The organism is Photorhabdus sp. P32, from assembly GCF_038085095.1.
Lineage (GTDB): Bacteria > Pseudomonadota > Gammaproteobacteria > Enterobacterales > Enterobacteriaceae > Photorhabdus > Photorhabdus luminescens.
In genome coordinates, this window is record NZ_JAZGJN010000287.1 from 45689 (window position 1) to 70691 (window position 25003).

The following is a 25003-nucleotide window of genomic DNA, read 5'->3' on the forward strand; positions in this document are numbered from 1 at the left end:
ATTATATTTTATGTGGCTTATATATTTCATGGGCATTTTCTATGCCCATTAATATATTGGAAATTTTTAAATACCCCTCTGATATTACTGTTGTATTGCGCATATCCTGGAGCATACAGTAGTAATGTTCTAAGCTTTCCGTCTCAATAATAACAAAATCTTGAAAATCAGCAGAAAACCCTTCCGAATCTACGGTTCTAAGACTAATAAAATCATTGTACTTGACTAGAATTTCAGGCAGCGATTCATTCTGTAATTGTTCTCTTTGAGAACGATTTAAAGCATTCCATTTATCACTAAAAACTAATGTCCAAATAATTACATATTTCATATCAATCACCGATTGAACTTCAGATCATTGACTATTTTATTGATCAATCTACTTGAGAAATTATTAAGATAAAAATGATCCCCATCAAAAGTACTATGCAGAAATTCACCACTTACGTAATCTTTCCAACAAGAGATCATTTGAGGCGTTACTACCGCATCATATAGGCCAGAAAAACCATGAACTGTCGTTTTGTCGCTAACTTTCAAATCGCTCATACGCCAGGATTCTATTATTCTAAAATCACTCCTCACAATATCTAACATCATTTTCATCACCACTTGGTCGTCACAAAAGTCCTTCGAACCTCCCAATTTCTCAAGATATTCGATTAACTCATCATCATTGAATGACGCGCGAGATAAATTTTCCTTATTTTTTAAGTGTGGAGGTTTGCAAGCCGAAATACCTAACCAAACCGGGGGAATAGCTAAACTCTGTAACCTTAGCGTCAATTCATACGCTATAAAGCCCCCCATACTATGGCCGAAAATGGCAAATGGCTTATCCGTCTGAATTTGATGCAAAAATAACTCGATGACCTGCTCCATCGATTTCGGCAGCGGCTCACCAAAACTCATCCCTCTTCCCGGTACTTCAAGAGCGATACATTTTATCCAGCCCGGCAATAAATGCGCCCAAGATCGATAAAGCATGTGTGAACCACCGGCATGGTGAATCGAATAGAGCCGAATATCTGCATTTTTGCTATCGTTAATATCTATAAAATTTTTCATATTTTTAAATAATGTCAATAGAGTGGAGTATGTTTTACTCCATTAATCAAACCATTAAAAGTTAAATTCTAAAAGACTTTCATCTTTAGGAATGTCCAAATTCACTTTTTCATGTTCAAAATATTCAGCAATAGCAACATTCGGATGACTCAAGAGATTATTCACCAGATTAATATATCGCTCTATGAAAAATTTAATCTTTTCACTTGTAAATAATGCCCTCTTATACTCAAAGCTAAACTCGTATCCATCATTGATTTCTTTCACAAAGAACGCCAGGTCAAATCTGGAACTCTCTTGTTCTATTTCATATCGGCTTAACTTCAAATTAGGCATTTCGAAATCAGACATGCCAATATTCATATATGAGAATACGGTATCGAATATCGGCATTCTATTTTTCTTAGGCTTTATATTTATTGCTTTAACTATTTCTTCAAATTGAATATTCGAATTATCAAATGACGAGATAACAACATCAGAAACCGAGTTAACTAAATCCCTAAAAGTTATCGTTTCATCAAAATCAAATGGTATTGGAAGAAGGTTGACAAACATACCTATTACATCTTGCAACTCACTTTGTGGCCTACCCAATATTGGCGTTCCAATGCAAAATTCCATCTGCTTTGTTAAATCAGCTAATAACAAGTAGTAAGTAGAGATGAAGATCATGAAGTTAGTGGCGCCATCTCCACTGAATTCATTAACCAGCCGTTCGGTAGTTTCATTTGCTAAATAGAAGTAAAGCCTTTCCCCACAATCATCTGTTATCTGTTCCCGATCAAAATCATAAGGCAGTTGAAGTTCGGGTATGTTTTTTAGCTTTGCTAGCCAAAAGTCTTTTTGTGCTAATACTCGGCAACTATTTGCTATTTCATTTTGCCAAATAGTGTAGTCTTTATACTGTATATTGAGAGGCGCTAATTTTACGCCTTGATATATATCGAGGAAATCTCTGACAAAAATATCCTGAGAGAGACCATCAGAGATGATGTGGTGAATATCCAAGAAAAATAGATATTCATATTGTTTTAACTCAATAAGAATTGGCCTAATTAGCGCATCTTTATGCAGGTTGAATGGTTTTATTAAGCGCTTGATCTGCTCTTTAACTTGAAGCGGACTTAATCCTTCTGTATTGAATTTAATATGCTTAAGTTCAACAATGGGCTCTTTGTGACATTTTTGTCTCGGTTCGCCATCAACCAATACTATCGAAGTTCTCAGCGATTCATGCCGTTGTATTAACTTCCGTAGAGTTTCACTGAATTTTGGGATATCCAAATGACCGACAATATTAAAAACTGCGGTTTCATTATAAGCCACAGATCCTTTATCGAACATTTGTTGTAAATAGATACGTCGCTGGCCGGGAGATAATGGATAAGAATCCTGCTCAGCAACAAGCTGAATTGCCTGATACCCTGACGTTTCAGATTGGCTTCCAGCAAATTCGGCGATCTCTTTGACCGTTGGATGTTTAAAGAAATAGGTCAGCGGCACATCAATATTACAGCTCTTGTGTATCTGCGATAGTAAAGTGATCGCTTTGAGAGAGTTTCCGCCTAAATCAAAGAAATCATCCTCTATGCCTAGCGGCTTAATACGTAAAAACTCCTGCCATATTCCAACCAGTTTAGTTTCAATCTCGTTACGAGCAGTAATAAAGTCACATTCAAGATCTGGCCGGCACGAATACTCTTTATGCCTATTATCACTCCCTTGCTCTTCAAGTTGACTTGGTTTAGACCATTGCGCAATGCGGGCATTGATATCAGCAGTCGAGATAATCAAAGCGTCTTTTTCTTGATAATTGAGCACATCTGCCAGTAATAAGATACCTTCTTCTTTCGTTACCAATAAGTGCGACAAACTGGCGCCAATTTTCTCATTAATGTCACTTTTTACCGCGACTTCCCATCCATCCCAATTAATCAATGTCCAATTATTCTGGTTATATTGGTTGTGCTGAATGACAAATGCATCTAAATAAGCGCTAGCGGCAGCATAAGCATAGAACCCAAGCCCGCCAAGAATTGGAGCAAGTGAGGAAATAACAACACAGAAATCATAGTCAGCTTCTGCTAACGCTTTCTCTAAGACTTCAATGCCTTTTTGTTTAGCTTCAAGGTGCGCCTTAATATAAGCCTTATCGGTTTCAATGATAGATCTTAGTGAAGCCTCTCCGGTAATCCCAGCCAGATAGAATATGCCGTCTATCTTGCCATGATTTTTAATGACGTTTTGAACGAGTTCAGACATTGCATCCAGATCTTTCGCATCAGCCTGGATAAGCTGCAATGAGGAAGCCTGTTTATCTATTTGTTGCCAGGAATTGTCCAAATAAGCGCTAGAGCGCGAAGTAATAATTAAATTAGCTTGGTATTCTTTAGCGAGGTAATTTGAAAACGTTTTACCAATAAAGCCCGCGCCGCCAATCAGTAAGTAAGTTCCTTCTTTTTTCAGGCAAGCGTGATTTCGTGTAGCTAAAGGCACATAAGGAACGAAATCTTCACTCCATCTCCTGTTATTACGATACGCAACAGTTTCGTTTCCACCAGATGCAATTTCAGCAAGTAGTTTTGTCGCCCCGCAATCTGTTGCTATATCGCCAACGTCTATAGCCCGACAAGATAAATCCGGGAACTCTTGACGGATTACTGTGCTTATTGCCATAACTGCGGCTGATGATGGATCAATGCTCTTTTCATTGCATATCACGACGGCATCTTTCACCAGAAAAGTGACATTCTTAATGGCACTGTTGGCTACTTGCGCACGATATGATTTTAAGAAATTAAGAATCTGTGACAACAATTCATCGACCGCCAGCGCTGAGTCAAGACAATCAACAATAACGTTTGCCACCGAAGTATTACTCTCTGCGAGTAACTTAAAGAATTGAGTAAAGTCTTCCTGATTATCTGATCTAATTTGGCTCTCCCCATCCAGATCAAAGACTTTCTCGTCGCTCACAAGAATCTTTATTAATTTATTGTAGTAACGTTGTAGGCTACGCGCCATACAGCATGTTTGTGTCGGTGTATGACTGAACCGTAGCAAGAGCGTTGTTTCATCGCTTGATTGCACATTTGATGTGCTCAACGGCTGTTGTTTCCAAGCATGTTGATAAAACCAATCAGACATCCGCCCTTTCCTTTCAACATTTTTCTCTGCTTTCATTGCGTCTGGCGCGTTAGAGAAAATATTCAGGAAGTTTGCTTCTTTGGGCCAAAAAACGCGTCTATCGAACGCATATCCCGGCAATGGAATACGCCGGCAATCATCGGTAAATCGTACCTTATGCCAATCAATCTGCACGCCTTGTTGCCAAAGTTTACCTAACGCCCCCCAATAGGAATAAGGCAGATCTGGCGCTTTGATCTCTTCTGGCAGTAACTGGATAAGTACATTAGAACTATTTACATTAGAACCATCTTGAGAGAGATATCTCCGGGCAAGATTGATCAGATCTCGGCCAGCGCCAACTTCAATAAAAATACAGGCTTTGTGTTTCTCAATCAGGTACTCAAATCCTTTGACGAAACAGACTGTATGCTCAGCCTGTGCGGCCCAATATTCCGTTGAAGTCGCCTGCGCGGGGGTTAACGGCCTTCCCGTCACGGAAGAAATAAGCGCGATCTTTGGCGCACTGAGATTAAATTGAGCGATTACTGTCTGGAGTGCGCCATTAATCTGCTTCATCGCTGGCGAGTGTGCCGCATGCTTAGATTTGATCGGAGTGGTCAGAATACGCTTTTTCTTGAGTATCGCTGCAAATTCTTCGATGTTTGCTGCCGATCCCGAGACAACACACGAATCTTTATTATCGATCGCCACAGTTACCCCTGCCGGGCATATGGCGTTAACCTCCGCAACAGGCAGCGGGATACTCAACATAGCCCCCACCGGCAAATCTTGCATCAGTTTGCCACGCGCAATCACAAAGCTAATGGCATCTTCCAAGGAAAACACTTCTGCAATCGTCGCAGCGACTAATTCACCAAAGCTGTAACCGAGCAAGCTTGAAGGTTGAACGCCAAGTTCCATCAAGCAACGAGCGAGCGCATACTCAACAATAAAAATGGCAGGTTGAGCGTATTTCGTTTTCTGCAATTCATTTGAAATACCATCGGTAAACCACTTTTCTTTCAGAGATTCACCCAAATGGTGAGACGCTATCGCAAGGCAATGGTCTACAATATCCCGAAATTCCGTATGAGTGTCATACAAGGCCCGCGCCATATTGGTATATTGCGCTCCCTGACCGGGCAGCAGAAATACTATTTGATGCTCTGTCCCAGAAACTTTTGCATGCTGAGAACTGGGTTTTCGAAGGGCTTTAATTAAGTCGTCGCATGAGGAAGCAACCATTGATTTTCTATATTTATGATGTATTCGGCCCTGTTGTAATACGTATGCAACATCAGACAATCTGACATCTTGCTTAGCCTGGAGAAAATCAGCCAAATTATGTTGATTATTGGTAAGTGATTCAGGGGTTTCACCTGAGAGCAAAAACACATTCGGTAATGTCGCGGTTTCTTTCTTGAGAACGGTTGATTCATCCGCCTCCGCTAAAATGATGTGGGCATTTGTCCCGCCAATACCAAATGAACTGACGCCGGCAATGCGTTTCTGGTTTCCTGCAACTACCCACTCCATTGGTCTATCCACGACTTTGAACGGCGTTTCTTCGATATGTAGCTTGTCGTTAGGCTCGTTATAGTGGAGGGTTGGCGCGAGTTGCTTATTTTTTAAAGACATCACCGTCTTTATGACACCCGCAACACCCGCCGCTTCATCCAGATGCCCGATATTACTTTTCACCGCACCCAGCATGCATACATGGTTCGAGTTTCCAAACACTTTAGACAGCGCCGATACCTCGATCGGGTCACCTATCTCAGTAGCAGTGCCATGACACTCTATATAGCTAATATCTTCTGGTTCAACGCCAGCCAACATCTGAGCACTGGCTATCACTTCCGCCTGTCCTTGAACACTCGGAGCGGTAAATCCAACCTTGCGCTGACCATCATTGTTTATCGCGGAGCCCTTAATCACCGCATGAACATAATCATTATCTTCAATGGCCCGATCCAAAGGCTTAAGCAACAAAATGCCAGCCCCACTGCCGCCCACAGTACCATTGGAGTTGATATCAAAAGGTCGGCAATGACCATCAGCCGAACGCACCATGCCTTGCTGATAAAGGTAGCCAGACTCTTGAGGTAACGTTAAAGAAACCCCGCCAGCCAGAGCTAAGTCACAATCCCCGCTTAAAATTGACTGACACGCGGTATGAATAGCAACCAGCGACGTTGAACAAGCGGTGTGAATCGCCATGACAGGTCCATTCAACCCTAGTCGATATCCCGTTCTGGTAATGATGGACTCAGGTAAATTCCAATTCACGATATCGAATGTTTCAGCAGGTGTGAGCTTGCGCTTTAATAAGCCTGATATCCAGGGAATATTTGAAGCCGCTCCGGCAAATAAACCGATTCTTTCATCACTATTTTGGCCGATATAAGCAGCGTCCTCTAATGCATGCCAACAGCATTCATGTAACAATCGACACTGCGGGTCCATTTTATCAACTTCATCTTTTAAATATCCGAAAAGATGATTATCAAAGGATTTATAATCTTCAAGCGTCGCTTTAGCTGCTACAAAGTTGGGATTATTGATATCCTCTTGTTTATAACCATTAGCAAGTAGTTCATCTTGCGTGAATGTTTTAATGCTTTCTTTCCCTGAGATTAAATTCTGCCAAAACTCCTCTGGGTTTTTAGCATCTGGAAATCGGCATGCCATACCAATTATGGCAATATCAAATGAATCTGTCATAAGTTAATAACCCAAATTTAAATTGAAAGCACAGATAATTCAGAGATTAATTGTTCAAGTTCAGTACTTGATAATGAAATAGTCGGGAAATCGCTTGGTATATAAAAATCCTTGTCATCATAATTACTTGAATCAATAAGTTCCTTGAACTTACTCGCCATGACATTAATGATATTTTCAATTTCAGCTGCATCTATCAACTGCTCAATATAGCTCACACTTACTTTACACCCTTGCTGCCAATAAACATTAAAATCAAAGGCATCGGTATAGATATTATCCGCACTGGAAATAGCATGAGGGTAGATTGACTTGATGTTCACGACCCCTTGGTGAGCCGATCCTGAAAAATCACCTAAGTAATTGAACTTCGGCACGTTATGAATAGGGCTTAACTGTTTTTCTGTCGAGCAGTGGCGAATGGATTGATAGGCCATACCATTATCATTAACCCGACGCATGGCTATTTTTATCTTTTTTATATGGGAAGATATATTGTCTTCACAGTGGCATATTAATGGATAGATTGATGTGAACCATCCTATATTATGGCTTAAATCCACTGCACTCTGTTGTGAACTTCTGCCGATACCTTCAAGTTCAACGGTAAAATTATTTTTATTGAAAGTTTTAAATAATGAGTAGGTAAATAACGAGAAAAACAACTCATTGGGTTTGATTTTCAACATTCCACATAGTTTTGTAAAACTTTCAAAGTTAACACCCGCTATTTCACTGGTTAACAAACCGATCGTTAATTTACGGCTATATAAGTCTTGATAAGTGAATAAAGGAGAGCCGCTTATTTGCTCTTGCCAAAAACAGATCTCATCCTCACTGACTGTTTTTGCATAGTATTCAGTAAACTCAATCCATCTAGCGTAGTTGTTATTTTGCTGGCGTAATTTAAGCGGTTGACGATTTAAATGCTGCTCAACAAGTGTATTTAAATCTGTTAGCAAAATACGCCAGGACACACCATCAATGATCAAATGATGCGCCATCAGCAATAATTCGGTTTCATTACCATCATCAAGGATAATCGCCTGAAATAACTCAGATTCAGGCCAACTTGACTCTTCCAGCAGCGTTCTCGCAACATACTCCCGTTGCTCAAACCCCGTTACATTCACTCTAGGTGTTTTAACCTGCCTTATTCCTGCTCGTACCTGCAAAGTGAAGTGTTGGTCTTTTACATAGGTATTCAGGATCGGATGGAATGATATAAGAGCATCCAAGATCCGATCCAGCCCCGCCTGATCCAGACATGATGGCAGAGATAAGGATAGCATCTGGTGATATATCTCTTTCTTTCCTAACAACAGGCCGCTAAACCATTTCATAATTGGCGTCGGTGAGAAAGTAGAGATCTCGACGATTTCTTCCTGCTCTATAAGCGTCGTCCGACTATCAATATGACGACACAACAATTTTGGCGTCGGTAACTGGAGCACGTCCTTCGCTGTTACGCTAATACCTTTTTTCTGTAGCAATGTGACCAATTGAATCGCTTTTATCGAGTCGCCGCCAGATTGATAAAAATCACTGTGTACAGATAACTCTGTGCAACCCAGTACCAATTTAAACTCTTCGAGCACGGATATTTCTAAAGTGCTCATTTTCTCATTGTCATTGGCGCCGGTTTTATCATCTTCAAGCTCCAGCAATCTGGCGCTATCAACTTTACCGTTAAAAGTTAAAGGAATTTCGTCAATACATTTAATAAATTGTGGCACCATATAGTGGAGTAAGTGACTCGATAAATACTGTTTTAACTCCTCTCCACAAACAGGCGATTCCTCCGTTAAAACAACGAAAGCTTTTAATATTGAGGCGTCAGGATTGGTTTCGTCAACCAATATGGTTACGTCCTGAACATCCTTATATTCCAATAACTTTGTCTCGATCTCTTCGATCTCAATCCGATGTCCCCTGATCTTGACCTGTTTATCAATACGGCCCAAATAAGTTATTTGCCCAGATTCGTTGCGATAAGCGAGATCCCCTGATAAATAGGCTCGTTGTTTTGGATAAAATCTGTCAGTAATGAATCTCTTCTGAGTCAATTCCGAGCGATTCCAATAGCCCGCAGACACGCCATTTCCAGCAATGACCATTTCACCTTTCATATACGGAATACAGTGGCGTCCATAACCATCCACAATATATATCTGGGTATTGTCGATAGGTTCACCAATCGGTACTGAAACGTCGGTATCTTTGGCGGGATCAAACTTATAAGTCATACAGCCAACCACGGTTTCTGTTGGTCCATATTCATTGAAAATGTCGGCTTTACCCGCAAATTGCAGGTAGGTGTGATTTGCCACGCTGACTTTTAAATTTTCTCCACCCACGATAAAACGTTTAATTGCGCAGTGAGGGCCGACAATTTCATGTTGGATAGCGCGTAAATGTGATGGCGTACATTTCACTACTGTCGCAACACCATCGTGAATAATATCGCTCAGGATAAAGTTTGATGTTTCGGTGTATACCTTAATCGCCGAACCGGAAAGCAGCGCCGGGAACAATGAAGTCACCGTTAAATCAAAAGTCAGCGGTGTATAATATGCCGCCACATCAGATTTTTCGGGATAATAAACCTGTGCGGCCCACTGGCAATAATTCACAAGTTCTGGTTGACGAATAATTGTCCCTTTCGGCAGACCGGTGGAACCCGAAGTATATATTAAATACGCCTCACTGGTAGGTTCACACCTTATTTGTAACCGGGCCAAATCATCTTGTAGCAAAGTTTCAGACAAAGCTGCACTATCGCAATAAGCAACGTCTGCTGGCAATAACGATGCCCCATCATGGTTTGTGATAACTAATGCACATTCGCTATCGGCCAAAATGTATTTTATTCTTTCCTTCGGCAAATCCCTTTCAAGTGGAATATATGTCGCCCCGACGGTCATAATCGCCAGTAAAGTTGCAATTTGCTCTGCACTTTTAGGCAGTAAAATAGCAACTCGAGATCCTCCAGAAACCCCGTGATTTAAGAGATTGATACTGATTGTTCTCACTAAGGTTTGAAGCTCTTGGAAAGTCAATGATCTATTTTCTTCAATAATTGCCAGCCGATCTTTATTGCTACTAACACTCTGTTCAAATAACGAGATGATCGTTGCGGCGGTTGGTACCGCATTGTTAGGCCCCGTTTCAATCAGTTGAAGATTATTCTTTCTTACTGGCGCAACCATCAACAACTGACCGTGTGGATCGGTACTGACTTCATCCAGAATATCAATTAATAAATTGATTACTGAATCAATCTGTTGCTGGGTATATTCTTCTACTTTGTAGTCACAATATATTTTTGTCGATTTCTCATTTAATAACTCTTTAAAAAGAAATTGAATAGAATATTGTTGTTCGCCAGGGAATATATCTTCAACAATCAGTGGACATTCACCCAGAACCAGGTTATATCCAGTGTTGGCGTAGTTGTAGCTAACATCAAACAAATCATTAACCGATGCCCCGGCTCTCGTTTCTTTAACCAACTCTGTGTAATCATATTTTTGGTGTCTGTATATCCGATTGGTATTCTCAAAAGCTGATTTAATTAAACTTGAAAAATCGGTGTATTCATCCACGGCTATTTGTGTTGGAACGGTAGACACCGTCATTGAATTCCGTACCAGATTTATCTTTTTCCTGCCATGAAGCGGTATACCAAAAGAGACTTGTTTACTCCCCGAAAGCCGAGATAATAATAGAGCAATAGCCGCATAATAAAATACGTTTTCTGTGCACTCTAATTTTGCGCAAACATGCTTTATTCTCTCTGATATTTGATTAGGAATATCATAAATCTTCCGTGTGGCTTGGGTTGAAAGTGTTCTATTACCTAAAATAAAGTTGCTGTTCTCTCCCTTGCCAGCAAGGAAATTACGCCAAAATAATTTATCCTTATCATATTGGCGACTAGATAAATATTTTTCTTCTAACGCCAAAAAGTAGCTTTGATCATCAGCAGGCTCACAATGCACAACATCATTTAATTGATGATTATAACACTCACAAATCCTGGCTATAATATTATGCATTGTCACGCCATCACAAACTAAGTGATGTATTTTGATTAAAAAACCACATTTTGAATCAGACACTTTATACAAGCAAAAATAATATAAGCATGTCGTCAAATCCATTTTCTGAGACATACACTCTTCACGCCACTGCTCAAACTCTCTTTGTGGATTCTCTCTGTGACCAAAATCAATAAAATCGATATTTTTTTCCACGCGGCGATCTAAAATAAGTTTCGGTGGAATCTCATCATTCAAAGTGAAATTTAAATTTTGGGTTTCTCTAATAACGCTCTGTATCGCATTAGCTAACCTTGGAAAATCCAATTCCGTTTCAACACTACAGGTACCACCAATATTAAACATACTGGTCCCCTGATGTTTCAACTCTGTTACCCACACCCCTTTTTGAATCCCTGTCATTTCATATGATTTTCTACTAATAGACATAATTAAATCCGTAAGAAATTTAAATGCTGAACATGTTGAAAAATAAAATCCCAATCAAACTCAATGTACTGAGCGACGACGATATAAAGCGCGAGAGAACAAAGAGAGACAAAGGAGTAAAAGAAGCACCAGAGGAAAATATAAAACCCAAAAACTATTAGGCATCCAAATCATAAATGTCGCCCAAGACAATCCAAGCAACAAATTTGGGAAGGTCAACACGATTAACAGAGCAATGCTGAATCCAGCAGATAAAATTGCCGCTTTCACAACGCCCAAGTTTGAAAGCCATCTTATATTCTTCCCTCTTAAGTTTAAATAGATTAACAAGAGGCAAGCCAAAATCACAAATATACTGACAATGAGAAAAGTTCTATCAAAAGTATCAAATAATTCCAGATCTTTAACGGTATTTAGTCCTGTAAAGTCTCCCCCTTGAGCAAGCTGTTGCATGATTTGCTTACCAAGTTCAAAAGTAATGTTGCTGTTAACATTCGCCATCACGGCAACCGCAGCGCCAGAATCCAGATCAACAGAAACGTAACTAGAGAAAGTTGGGTTCATGCCTGTATGAAATACGCTATTCCCCTGTTTATACCATCCTAAGGTATATATCGTTTTTTCACTGTCATTGGTATCGACACCAAGCTTCCCTGAAAATACCAATTTTTTGGCATCGAGGAGCGCTGAATCCGTATTGCTTGCTAAAAATTTCAACCAGTTAAGTATATCGGAAGCGTTAGTTTGTATATATCCTGCCGGTACATTAGCCAAAACAAATGGCGCATCGTATGGTCTGGCTTGTAAGAAACTAATTTGATGGCCGATTGCCTTTTTTGCTGCTTCTGGAAGAGTAGAAGTCACATTCATCTGTAGCGGCTGCAAAATATAAGTTCGCAGCAATTGTTGATAGGGCTGCCCCGAAACTTTCTCCATCATTCTGGCGGCAATATCGTAATTGAGTGTGGCGTATGCATGTTGCTGACCCGGCATTGTCTGGAGGTCAATCAATTTAATATCATCGATAACTTGCACAAGCCCTTTTTGAGGTTGGGAGTAAAGCATATCAATGGTTTTAAAAGGCACACCCGATGTATGGTTGAGCAACTGCAAAAATGTCACCTCAACGCTTTTCCCATCATAAGTCGTTTTTATCGATGGCAATATTGATGACACTTTGGTTTGAGGAAAAATTTTACCTTCTTCTATCATTTTGGCCGCAATTAAACCTGTAAAAGATTTACTTACCGATGCCAGCTCGAAAATAGTCTCTTCATCTAAATTTTGAGCACCATTTTTATTTTCATTTGTTAACAATATTACGTTTGATTTTTTATTCTTATCCACCATCACTATAACTAAGCTTGGTATCTTGCCAAACTCCATATATTGCAAAATTTGACTTTTTAAATTTTCATCTGCCGAACTAATGCAGGAAAATAGCAGAAGGAAAACCATAATAAAACACTTCATAACAGCTCCGTTCATATTTAAGGTTCCATTTCACTTCGCACCGGATATTTCCAACCTAATAATTTATTAAATTTTCATCTGGAAATATATAAAGACGTTTATAAACATGGTGTCTTATATACCCTATGGATTTCGAGATGCATCGCGGCGGCAAGGGAGCGAATCCCCGGGAGCATAGAGAACTATGTGACCGGGGTGAGTGAGTGCAGCCAACAAAGAGGCAACTTGAAAGATGACGGGTATATAATAATCTATTAAATAACCTGACAAACTTGAACACTAGCTGGTTTAGAAACTAAATTGCCTAGTGCGATTAGCGAAAGCACAACCGCCAAAATAAATACCAGTAAGTCGATTGAAAATAGAATAAGAGGAAAACATCCCACGCCAAACAAGAAAGATAATGAAAAAGTTAAAGAAACCTGTAAAAAAAGCTTCAGAAAAACCAATAACATCGAATATTTCTCTTTTTTTACGCTTTGCAGAAAACCGATAAATACCAGCAACCCACCAAGAAAAAACAAACCTAAAAAAATAAAAAAGGAAATATTAAAAATCTCTAATAACAGATTTTTATCATCAGTAAATAAGCCATATAGCTGTTCCGGCAACGTAATGACCAGTAAAGTCATTGCTATTGAATAAAATGAAGCATATAACAATGCTACCTTTAATGACTTTATACATCGATTATATTTTTCTGCGCCAAAGTTATAACTCGATAAAGTTTGCAACGCTGACATCATTGCAATTAACGGCAAGACGATAAAGCTTAATACCCTGAAAACTAAACCGAAAGCACTAATCATATCGCCCGCGTTTTCAACCTCACTCGCCTTGATCAGATAATTGATAGTGAAAATGAGTATCCCATATGACAAATTTCCAATCAGGGTTGGCAATCCGATAAGCACTATATCTTTGCACTCTTTCACGTCTATACCGAAGTAAGTCGGTGAGAGAGTCAGACGAGTATGATTACTATAAAAGAGCAGTACGGCACATATTAGCGCTATAGTATTAGCCAGTACCGTCGCAATCGCAGCGCCAAACATTCCCATGTCGAATACGACAATAAAAATAAAATCAAACGCAACATTAAGCATGGATGCACAGAGCATTATTGCGAACATGGCATTGGTTTTACCTTCTGCTCGCAACAGATCGCCAAAAATAGTCGCTATCACGATAATAGGCAGACATAACACCAATGGTGTTGCATAATCCACAGCATAATTAACGATACTTTCTGTAGCGCCAAGAAATAATAAAATCTCTCGTGCCGATGTTAGAAATAATACGCTAAAACAGATAGCCCATACTACTCCCATGAATATAGCTTGTATCGCCACTCGATTCGCCAAGGCGGGTTTATTTGCTCCCAGAAATCTCGCCACTAATACGGCAGCGCCGGCTCCCAACATAACCCCTACAGCCCCTACGAATAAAAGGACAGGGAAAAATATTGAAAAGCCCGCCATAGCATCCTTGCCAATATATTTCGTGATAAAGATAGCGTCAATTATTCCATAAAGCCCCTGAATTGACATTCCAAAAAAAACTGGAATTGATAATTTCAAATATGCAAAGGGCACAGAATCATTTGCCATGAAATCTGTATTTTTCAATGACATCTCCAATACAAAATTAATATTTTTAAATTCAGTACTGCTATATACCCAATGGATTTCAAGATGCATCGCGACGGCAAGGGAGCGAATCCCCGGGAGCATAGATAACTATGTGACCGGGGTGAGTGAGTGCAGCCAACAAACAGGCAACTTGAAAGATGACGGGTATATAAGAGTGCGAGTGAAATTTGCCAACATAAATTAAAATAGCGGCAGAGCTCTCATTACAAGAACTCTGCCAGCAAATATCACATTAGTTTGCCAATTACGCTCTCAAGCGATTGTTTAAATAACGTCATTGTGCTGGTGACGTCATTGGCACTGAGATTTTGATTATCAACAGCAATGAGTTTCCGAAGCACTTCGGTCATGCCCGCCACACCGTCCGCCCACAATTGCGTATGCTCAGGTATTGCCATAGCAAGGAAACGATGGAGAAGCTCCAACTGTGACAACCACCGCTTGACAAACTGCTCCAATTCACCAAATGTCATCCCTAATAACAGCTCAGGGCTTTCCATCAATTTATTGACAGCGCCGATACCAACATAATGGTGAATTGGCGTGTCTCCATGCGTAATAGCAGTGTGAGTCTGCAATCCCGATAGGGTTTTATCTAGCGTATTACGTAATAGACGGTCAGTAGGTAAAAACGCCCCCGTTTGAACAACCGATATCGCAAGATAAGAACGAGATTTGTGATACACCTCATGAGATTTCATAAAATCGAGCCCTTTGAACCCGATAACAGTTTGCGCGAACTCATCATCACTTATTTCACCAAAGTAATTAAAGCTCCCATCATAGATTTGATAGCCTCCTTGAGTACGCCCAACCAAAACAAACGCATGTGGAATGACCTCTTCCTCATCGATTTCTATATTATCGAATAGCGGCCTAAGTAAATATTCACTATGGCTCAACCCGTAAGAAGGAGAAAACGGTAAGTAGTAATCTGATCCGGTTACAATAACCAGTTTTCCTTTCTCCAACTCATTTATGCAATACGCGGTGTAAGATTCCAAATCGTCAAAAAACTGCTTGTGATAGGAAAACGAGAAACTTTCTTGCAACTGAGGCCAATCCAATAGTGCCCCATAATTCTGATAGTCACTCAGGATATTGCTTTGTGAATCTGAGGACTGTACGCCAAAACCAAACAGCAAACTTCCATCCGATGCTCGCATTAAGCTATCTGGACAATTCAAACCATAATCATGTTTCAGTTTCTCTCTCACCGCTGAATACATACAGCTCGCATCACTACCATAAAACTCAGGCTTGAACTGTGTATTGTACTGCCAACCTATCGCATTAGATGAATTCGGCGGATCGATCAAACGGGTGATTTCATTCAGGCTGTTGCGTGATAGCAGCATATTCATATCAATGGGAATTTTTGCAGACTTCGCTTTCGCGATAACTTGTACTGCGGATAGTGAAGTACCGCCTAATGCGATGAAATCATCTTCCCCGGTCACATCACTTACACCCAGTACATTTTTCCAAATAACCTTAAGTTCTTCTTCCACACTCTTTATCTTCGTAGCGCCAGAAACTGGGTTTCTCGCCACACTTTGTGTAGATACTTGGGTTACATCAGAGCCAGCTTTACCTGAGAAAATAGCCTGTAGCCTTTTCACATCTTTAGGATATTCTTTCCCTCGAATCGGCATAGGCGGAAGGTTTACTGGAGGTACAGCCATCCCGTTTAATTCATGCCGCCAAGAAACATTGGCGTTCAACAGCGACAACATGCCCAAACTTTCCATGAGGCAAGACTCCTCTTCTTTGCCATGACACATAAGAGAAATACAGAGATGTTTTGCATTGAAATCCTGATGGTGTTTAATCAGCGACGATAAACCATTGCCAGGCCCGACCTCAACGAAAATACAATCACCGCTTGCCAGTAATTCCTCTAATCCCTGAGTAAAACGCACCGGTTCACGAATTTGACCAACCCAATAGTGCGGTTCCGCCATCATATTTTTAGTACTCAATGCTCCGGTCACATTAGAGATGATAGGAAGTTTGGGTTCTGAGAGTTTCACCTCACCGATAACTCGCTCATAATCAGCCAAAATTGGTTCCATATAACGGGAATGGAAAGCACGGCTGACTTTAAGGCGCTTGGTCTTGATTGATCTGGATTCACAGAGTTGCTCAAATGCGGTGATTTCTTCGTCTGAACCGGAGAGCACACATAGCTCACTGCTATTATCAAGCGCGATTTCCAAGCCACCAAACAACATAGTTTGAGCCACTTTTGCCGAACACATAACCGATAGCATAGCGGCGGTTTCAGTGGACTGCATCAAGCGGCCTCTGGCACAAACCATCCTGACAGCATCGTCGAACGAGAAGATTTCAGCAACCACAGCTGCGACATATTCACCTAAGCTATGGCCCAACATCACGGCCGGTTTAACACCATAAGATGCGAGAACCTGCGCCAGTGAATACTCAATAATCAACATTAACGGCTGAGCAAACTCGGTATTATACAATTTCTCATCATCTTCCCCCGCGAGGAAAAGCTGTTTTAAATCAATCGTGCAGTACTCACTGGCTATTTCAAATCCTCGATCACACCATGTTTTGAACAGATCATTTGTGTGATAGAGAGAAAGTCCCATTGCCGCATATTGCATGCCTTGTCCCGGGAACAAATAAACCACTTTTCTATCCGCTGTGATGCCGTTGTAGAGATAATCAGAAGAGGGTGACGACAGTCGCTGCAATAAACCCTCTCGATCCCGACTATAAGCAACAAACAGATAAGGCATAACCTCTCTTTGCATTAGACTCAATGCCAGCTCATTGATGTGCCCATCAACGACGTTGCTTTGTATTGCTCGCTTCAACTGCTTCTTATAGCTATCTAACGATTTTTCATCAGGAGCCGACAATACGATTGGCAGATCGCCTGACTGCTCTTTGGTCACTGTTTGTCGATTTACACTTGGCGCCTGTTCAAGCACAACGTGCGCGTTCGTACCACCGATACCAAACGAGCTAACACCTGCTCGCAGAGGTCCCTGAGCATCATCAAGTCGGCTGTATTGATTGCTGATAATGAATGGACTGTTGACAATATCGATTTCCGCATTGATTCTGGCAAAGTTGATTGTCGGCGGCAGCTCTTTATATTTAAGCGCCATTGCCGCTTTTATCAGTCCGGCAATACCCGCGGCTGAGTTCAGATGTCCGATATTGGATTTTACGCTACCTAATTTGCAGAAGTTTTTCTTATCAGTAGCAAAAGCTTGTTTAAGCGCTTTAAATTCGATGGGATCTCCCAGATGGGTGCCCGTACCATGCGCTTCAACAAAGCTTAACGTGTCTGCCGAAACATTCGCATCTTTAAGCGCGGCTTGAATCACCTCAACTTGTCCCTGATAACTTGGCGCAGTGTATCCGACCTTTCTGCCGCCATCATTATTGATAGCGGTGCCTACGATGGTCGCATAGATATTGTCGTTGTCTTTCAGTGCTTGCTGGAGTGGTTTTAATACCACCACGCCAACGCCATCGCCAAAAACCGTACCACTAGCTTGGATATCAAACGGGCGACACTTCCCATCTTTTGCATGGATCATCCCCTCTTCGGACAGATAACCGGCTTTGGTCGGTAAAGTAATGGAGACGCCGCCAGCAAGCGCGATATCACATTCTCCCGCCCTCAGGGATTTGATTGCCTCATTGACTGCAACCAGAGACGACGAGCAGGCGGTTGACAAAACCATACTTGGGCCCGTCAAATTCAATTTATAGGAGACAATGGTCGCCATATAATCCTTATCCGCCACGGTCATTGCACTGTATTGGCCCGCACTTCCCTCAGCCGTCGCCATCGCCTGAGCTAACCACTGCAAATTGCCTGACGCCGCCGCATAAAGACCAATTTTGTATCTGCTTTCTTTTGGCTTAACGCCAGCGTCTTGCAGGGCCTGCCAGCAACAGGTATGAAAGGCGCGAACTTGCGGGTCCATTTGCCTTGCTTCGTAAGGTGTATAGCCAAAAAAGGTAGCATCAAACTCACCCGCATTAGGAAATACCCCTTTCGCTCTGATGTAGTTGGGATTATCTAATAGCGCCTGATCGATCCCTTCTTCAAGAAGTTCTTCTTTGCTGAATATCGATATGGATTCTTTACCGTAAGTAAGGTTCTGCCAAAAGTCGTAAATGTTTTCGGCTTCCGGGAATGTAGCTGCAATACCCACAATGGCGATTTTTTTACTGATATCAGTATTGTGATCTTGGCTTCGTTGATTATCCAACGGAGTATCAAGTTCTGCTGTTTTATTATTTCCAACCGAAACTGCTGATAGCTCCTCCACCATCATGGCGTTTTGCTCAATAATAAAATCAGCAAGTAATTCTGATGTCGGATAACTGAACATATCCACCACGGACAAATCAATATAAAGCGCTGCGGTAATGCGCTTATTGACCTGAACCAGATCCAATGAATTTGCCCCTAATTCAAAGAAGTTATCACTACTATTAATTGAATGGATTTTTAAGAAGTTTTTCCAAATATCCATAATAGTGTCAACGATCTGTTGTTTTGAGAATGTCTGCCTCGAATGCGCTGAATGGGATTGATACGTAAAAGGCCGAATATGGGTGCCAACCCATTGCTCAAATCGCTGGTTCAGATCCCCGGTAGAAACAATTAACTGTCCCTCAACAGGTGACTGTAAAACACGTTCTAAAATAGCAAGACCTTCATCCGGCTCAATTAATAGCTGCTCTAGTGAAGAACCTATAACGTCATCAGCATTTTTACGTTCAAATACCCAACCATCCCAGTTAATACTAATCCAAGGTTTACCCAACTGATTTTGTTGTTTCGCAAATGCATCAGCAAAAGAACTCACTGAACTGTAAGCCGAGAAGCTTAGGCCCCCCAAAATAGCCGCGATAGAGGAACATAAAAGACAGAAATCAATTTGCTTGTGTTCTAATAGTTCTGCAAGTAACTGGTAAGAATAAACTTTTGTGTCAAACTGGGGCTGACAGTTCTCCATAGTAATATGGTTAATGCCTTGGAAAGAATCTCCCCGCGTAACACCTGCCGCACAGATCACCCCATTTAACTGACCATATTGTGTTTCAATGTGCTCAATAAGCGCTTCCATCTCCTGACGATCACAAACATCTGCCGCGTAGTAATCAATATCGCCGTCACTAATCAGAGATAATTGATGTATTCGATCAATCAGTTTTGACTGCGGATGGGCTTTTATTTCAGCATCACCCCACTGGGCTTTTCGAGGTAAATCTCTACGCCCCGATAAAATTACCTTAGCGCCATACTGCGTCACTAAGTGCTCTGCAAATAATAACCCCAGATCACCCAATCCACCGGTAATCAGATAAACACCCTGTTTTTTGAAAAGCTGTTTTTGGGAAATAACGTTGGCATTCTCAAACTGTTCGTAACGCTTTTCAAATCTCGCTTGTTGAGATCTTTTGACAATAAAACGCATATCGCTTGCTGTTAATTCTTGAGCAAGAATATCGCATGCCGCCTTAATAGGCTCGGCCGTATCTAATTCAATAATTCGAGGATGACATTTAGTAACCTCTTGAGCAATAACCTTGACTAAGCCATTAAGCAGACTGTATTCCGGTAGTGCGGTAGTCGCCAATAATAAACGAAACTCAGATAAGTGCCCCGATTTCCCCCATGATTGCAGGAATAAAATGACAGCAAACCAAGATGTCATTATGTCTTTAGTACCGGAAAGCGGCCAGGCAAAAATAATTGAATCCGGCGAGAAACCAGAATGTGACAGTTCAGCCATTAATTTATCAAAACTATTTTTATCTCCCGGTGTAACGCCTATTACCTGACCGTCGACATAATACTCCGGCGACGGAACAATGAATTTAAGTTTTTTCCCTTCCTGATTAAAGCGTTCAGTAAATGCGTTACACCACGCTAAACTCGGCACAAAACAGACGATATTATTTGCCTGTTCGGTACTTTCGGTCGGTAACTCAACAGGTTGCCACTGTTCGGTATACAACCACTGAGTGAGTTCTTTTTTAGTGACTTTAGTTTCAGACACCCGACCAGCCGTAGAAGAGGAAATATGATATTCACTTAAACTTGGCTCTTTTATGAATTGATAGCCAGGAAGGCTAATACGCCCCGGAGATACATGTTGGTATAAGACCGTCCAATCGATAGAACATCCCAAAGACCAAAGTTCCCCTAATACTTTGAGCAGACAAGCTCGGTCACTCTCTTCCTCAAGTGGGTGACGTAACAGATTAAACACGGAAATATTCGCGTTACTATCCGCTATTTGCTTCACAAAAGTTGAAAGAGTACGTCCCGGTCCTACTTCTAAAAATACGTTTAGCTCCGGCTCTTGCAGGCAAGTTTCAATGCCTTGTTGAAATTCAACGGCTTGGCATAAATGCTTGATCCAATAGTCGGCCGAACATGCCTCTTCGGGCTGAATCCACTGGCCTGTGACGTTGGATAAGAACGCCGCTTTTGGCGCTTTAAAATTCACTTTATCCAGTTCTGCTCGAAACTTATCGACGCCCGGCAACATCATCGCGGTATGAAATGCGTGCGATGTCTTCAATAATCGAGAACGGAAGTTCTCTTGTGACAATCGCTCTTGTACCGCTTTAACCTCTGCAAAAGGACCCGCGATAACACATGAATTAGGCGAGTTAATCGTCGCCAGTGTTACTGAATCCGTCAGAAATGGCTCAATTTTTTCTCTGCTCGACGCGACACTAAGCATGGCTCCCGGTTCACACTCCTGCATAATGAGACCACGTGAAGCCACTAATTTTAGTGCCTCTTCCAAGGTCATCACTTCTGCCAATGTTGCGGCGACATACTCTCCCACACTGTGACCAATCATTGCATTAGCCCGGATACCGAAACTTTCTAAGCACTTCGCCAGTGCATAAGAGACAACAAAGATAACCGGTTGGGTTATTCGGGTATTTTGTAGTTCAATACTACGCTCTTCTGCATCCTCTCCATCGCTGTACAGGAGCGACAACAGATCGATATCAAATTGCTCACGCAGCAGTTGATGGCATGTATCCACTATATTTTTGAAGCTGTCTAGCTCGTGGTACAAACCTTTCGCCATCTCTACATATTGTGCCCCCTGCCCCGGAAACATAAAGACAAGACCGGGTGCATTGTCTGAAATCTCACGTCCCTCCGGCTTGCCGCTTGCCAAACGAGACAAAGTGATGCTCAGCGCTTCAATGCTATCTACAACCGCTGACGAACGGACATCAAACTCGCCTCGCCCTAATTGCAATGTGTAAGCTAAATCTGTCAGGTTGGGTGCTTGATCTGCATGTTGGATATAGTCGTGCAGTTTACTCGCGATCTTCGCTAAACCTTGCTGGCTCTTGCTTGACAGAACGACAAGTTCTGAACGCTCATTATCCCTCTTCACTGGCTGCTCTATCGATTTAACAGTCAAGTGCACATTGGTTCCGCCAATACCAAAGGAGCTGACGCCTGCGGTTCTAATCTCATTGTCACCCTTCCAATGCCTTGATTTATCGATCAAAGTAAATCGAGTGTTCGATAAGGAATCAGGGATCGTTTCTGTAACATGGCATGACATCGGCAATGTTTCGTATTTAAGCGCTAATATCGTTTTAATAAAGCTTGCTACGCCTGCCGCTGTATTGGTATGACCGATGTTGGATTTAACACTCCCCAGTACACAATTTTTGTCACTTGCGCCAAGCGCTTCTTTGATTCCCTCAATTTCGATTTCGTCACCAACTAAAGTTGCGGTGCCATGCGCTTCCAAAAATTCAATATCGTCGGGTTTAACACCGGCCATATTTAAAGACTGGCGAATACAACTGGCTTGTCCGCTGGCATTCGGGGCGGTGTATCCTGTCTTATCATGACCATCATTGTTGACGCCAAAACCAGCGATCACCCCATAAATGTTGTCATTATCTCTCAGCGCATCCTCTAACCTTTTGAGAGCCACCATCCCCAGTCCATCACTAAATACCGTGCCGCTCGCTTCTTGGGTAAATGGACGGCAATGACCATCAGAACTGTTGACCATACCTCGCGCATACATGTAACCGCTTTTAACCGGCGTGGTAATTGATACGCCACCAGCCAATGCAAGATCACATTGATGAGTATATAAACTCTGACAAGCTAAGGTGATAGCCAACGCAGAACTGGAGCAGGCGCTTTGAACCGTTACCGCCGGTCCGGTTAAATTCAGTTTGTAAGCGACGCGAGTTGTCAAAAACTCTCGGTCATTCAAAAGCGCGACACCAAACTGTTCCGTTGAGTCCGTCACCTCTTTTTTTAATCGCTCTAACCACTCATGATTCGAGCCGCAAGAGGCAAACAGCCCGGTTATCGGCCTGTATTTTTGATTGCCATATCCGGCATCATCGAGTACCTGCCATGTCGCTTCATGTAACAACCTGAATTGCGGGTCCATATACTGAGATTCACGAGCCGTATACGCAAACGCTTCTGGATCAAAATCAAACGAGCTTGATAACACGCCCTTTGCTTTGATGTAATTGTCCAACTGCAAAACCGCCGCAGGAACGCCTGCTTCGAGTAACTCCTCATCTGAGAAAAAGCGGATACCTTCATGACCTTCTAGCAGATTTTGCCAATATTCTTGAATGTTCTCACTGCCCGGAAAGCGCCCACTCATTCCCACAACAGCAACCGCGTGCTGTGGATAATTGTGTCGGTTATCGTCGTTTGAAACGGATATTGGCGAGGTACTCTGAGGTGTGCGTTTGCTCGTTTGTAATGTTTGGCTATTACCTAATGAGCAAATATGCTGAGCTAATTTTTCACAATTGCTATAACGGTAGTAGTCACTGATTTTTAGGTTCAATCCATACTCAGTGTTGACCTTGTCATGTAAATGCGCAATATCGAGTGAACTCGCGCCAGCATCAAAAAAGTTGTCTTTAAGCGTAATCGTATCTTTTGCAAAATGCGTTTTCAGCATCTCAAGTAGCGCTGTTTGTAAACTGGCCTCATCAAGTGAATGCGCTCGCTCTTGGCGCACTTCTACAACCTGCGCAGGCTGAATCTTTTCTTTTTGGACATTCGCAACAGGTCTAAACTCAAGGCGATCCGGCAATGATTGATATTGCAACTCCGCCAACGAGGGCTGTGCTTCGTCCCCATACTCTTGCAAAATTACGTGCGCATTAGTTCCACCTACGCCAAATGCACTCACCCCAGCCAATCGCACACCACCATTATCGATATCCCACGGCTTGGTTTCGGTGTTTATATAAAAAGGCGAGTTGTCCAAATCCAGTTTCGGATTGGCTTTTTTAAAGTGCAGCGTAGGAACTAATGTCTTGAAATAGGTGCAAAGCGCTACCTTGATAAAAGCTAAGACGCCAGCGGCCGCGTCACAGTGACCAACATTAGACTTTACCGAACCTAGCGCACATGGGCCATCACCCTGAAAAACGCCTTTTAATGCGGATAATTCAATCGGATCGCCAAGCAAAGTACCGGTTCCGTGCGCTTCGATATAACTAATTTGTTCCGCGTCCACTTCCGCATACTCAAGAGCATCCTGAATCACACTCTTTTGTCCCAATTCGCTAGGCGCGGTAAAACTGATTTTGTCACTGCCATCATTGTTTACTGCACTGCCTTTAACGATGGCAAAAATTCTATCGCCACTCTGAATGGCATCATCAAGGCGCTTCAAAGCAACAACGCCAACCCCGTTACTGAATACGGTACCGCATGCATGCTCATCAAATACGCGAGTTTTGCCGTCAGGGCTGTTAATCATCCCTTCTTGATATAGATAGCCGCTTTTATGAGGATGGGTGATACTCACCCCGCCAGCTAACGCAACATCACACTCGCCGGCTTGTAACGCCTGACATGCCATATGTATCGCGACCAAGGAGGTCGAACACGCAGTTTGAATGGTGACAGATGGCCCTCTTAGGTTCAGTAAATAGGAGATTCGCGTACAAAATGAGGGATCATTCAAAGTAGCAACATGGAACTGCTCAGCCGCTGAACTAAATTGTGCATCCAATGTTTTAAACCAGGACCATTGGCTACTTGCTCCGGCAAAAACACCAATTTTTCCCTGGTATGTTTTAGAGTCGATATCTGCATGATTTAACGCTTGCCAGCAGTTTTCTATCATTAAACGGATCTGTGGGTCCATCCTTACGGCATCAGAATGGTTAATACCGAAATAATCTGCGGCAAATTTGAATGGATGATTAATTATTCCCTTTGCCGAAATATAGTTTTCTCTTGAATACGCTTCTTTGGGAACTCCATTGGCTTTAAGTTCGTCTTCAGTCAATGAGCTGATACCATCTATACCGCCTCGCAACATTTCCCAGAATTCACTTACGTTGTCAGCACCAGGAAATTGCCCAGCCATGCCGACTACAGCAACCTCAAGTCCAGTAAAACTATTTTCCATAATT

Annotated in this window: 7 protein-coding genes; all 7 read right to left on the reverse strand. The window is 41.9% G+C overall.

Going from position 1 to position 25003, the window contains the following annotated elements; all coding sequences use genetic code 11:
* Position 1: 1 nt before the first annotated feature.
* Entirely contained in the window at positions 2 to 331 is a 330-nt protein-coding gene (locus V2H77_RS18665; protein WP_341499998.1) for a darcynin family protein, read from the reverse strand.
* 5 nt (positions 332 to 336) lie between these two features.
* Positions 337 to 1068, reverse strand: a complete 732-nt coding sequence (locus V2H77_RS18670; protein WP_265379482.1) for a thioesterase II family protein — start codon at positions 1066 to 1068, stop codon at positions 337 to 339.
* A 54-nt stretch (positions 1069 to 1122) separates the two neighbouring features.
* Positions 1123 to 6924, reverse strand: a complete 5802-nt coding sequence (locus V2H77_RS18675) for an SDR family NAD(P)-dependent oxidoreductase (RefSeq protein ID WP_341499999.1) — start codon at positions 6922 to 6924, stop codon at positions 1123 to 1125.
* 17 nt (positions 6925 to 6941) lie between these two features.
* Entirely contained in the window at positions 6942 to 11414 is a 4473-nt protein-coding gene (locus V2H77_RS18680) for an amino acid adenylation domain-containing protein (RefSeq protein WP_341500000.1), read from the reverse strand.
* Between the two features lie 60 nt (positions 11415 to 11474).
* Entirely contained in the window at positions 11475 to 12902 is a 1428-nt protein-coding gene (locus V2H77_RS18685) for a serine hydrolase domain-containing protein (RefSeq protein ID WP_341500001.1), read from the reverse strand.
* Between the two features lie 239 nt (positions 12903 to 13141).
* A complete protein-coding gene (locus tag V2H77_RS18690) occupies positions 13142 to 14515 on the reverse strand; it encodes an MATE family efflux transporter (protein ID WP_341500002.1) in 1374 nt (457 codons plus the stop codon).
* Between the two features lie 251 nt (positions 14516 to 14766).
* Entirely contained in the window at positions 14767 to 24999 is a 10233-nt protein-coding gene (locus V2H77_RS18695) for an SDR family NAD(P)-dependent oxidoreductase (RefSeq protein WP_341500003.1), read from the reverse strand.
* Between the last annotated feature and the right edge of the window lie 4 nt (positions 25000 to 25003).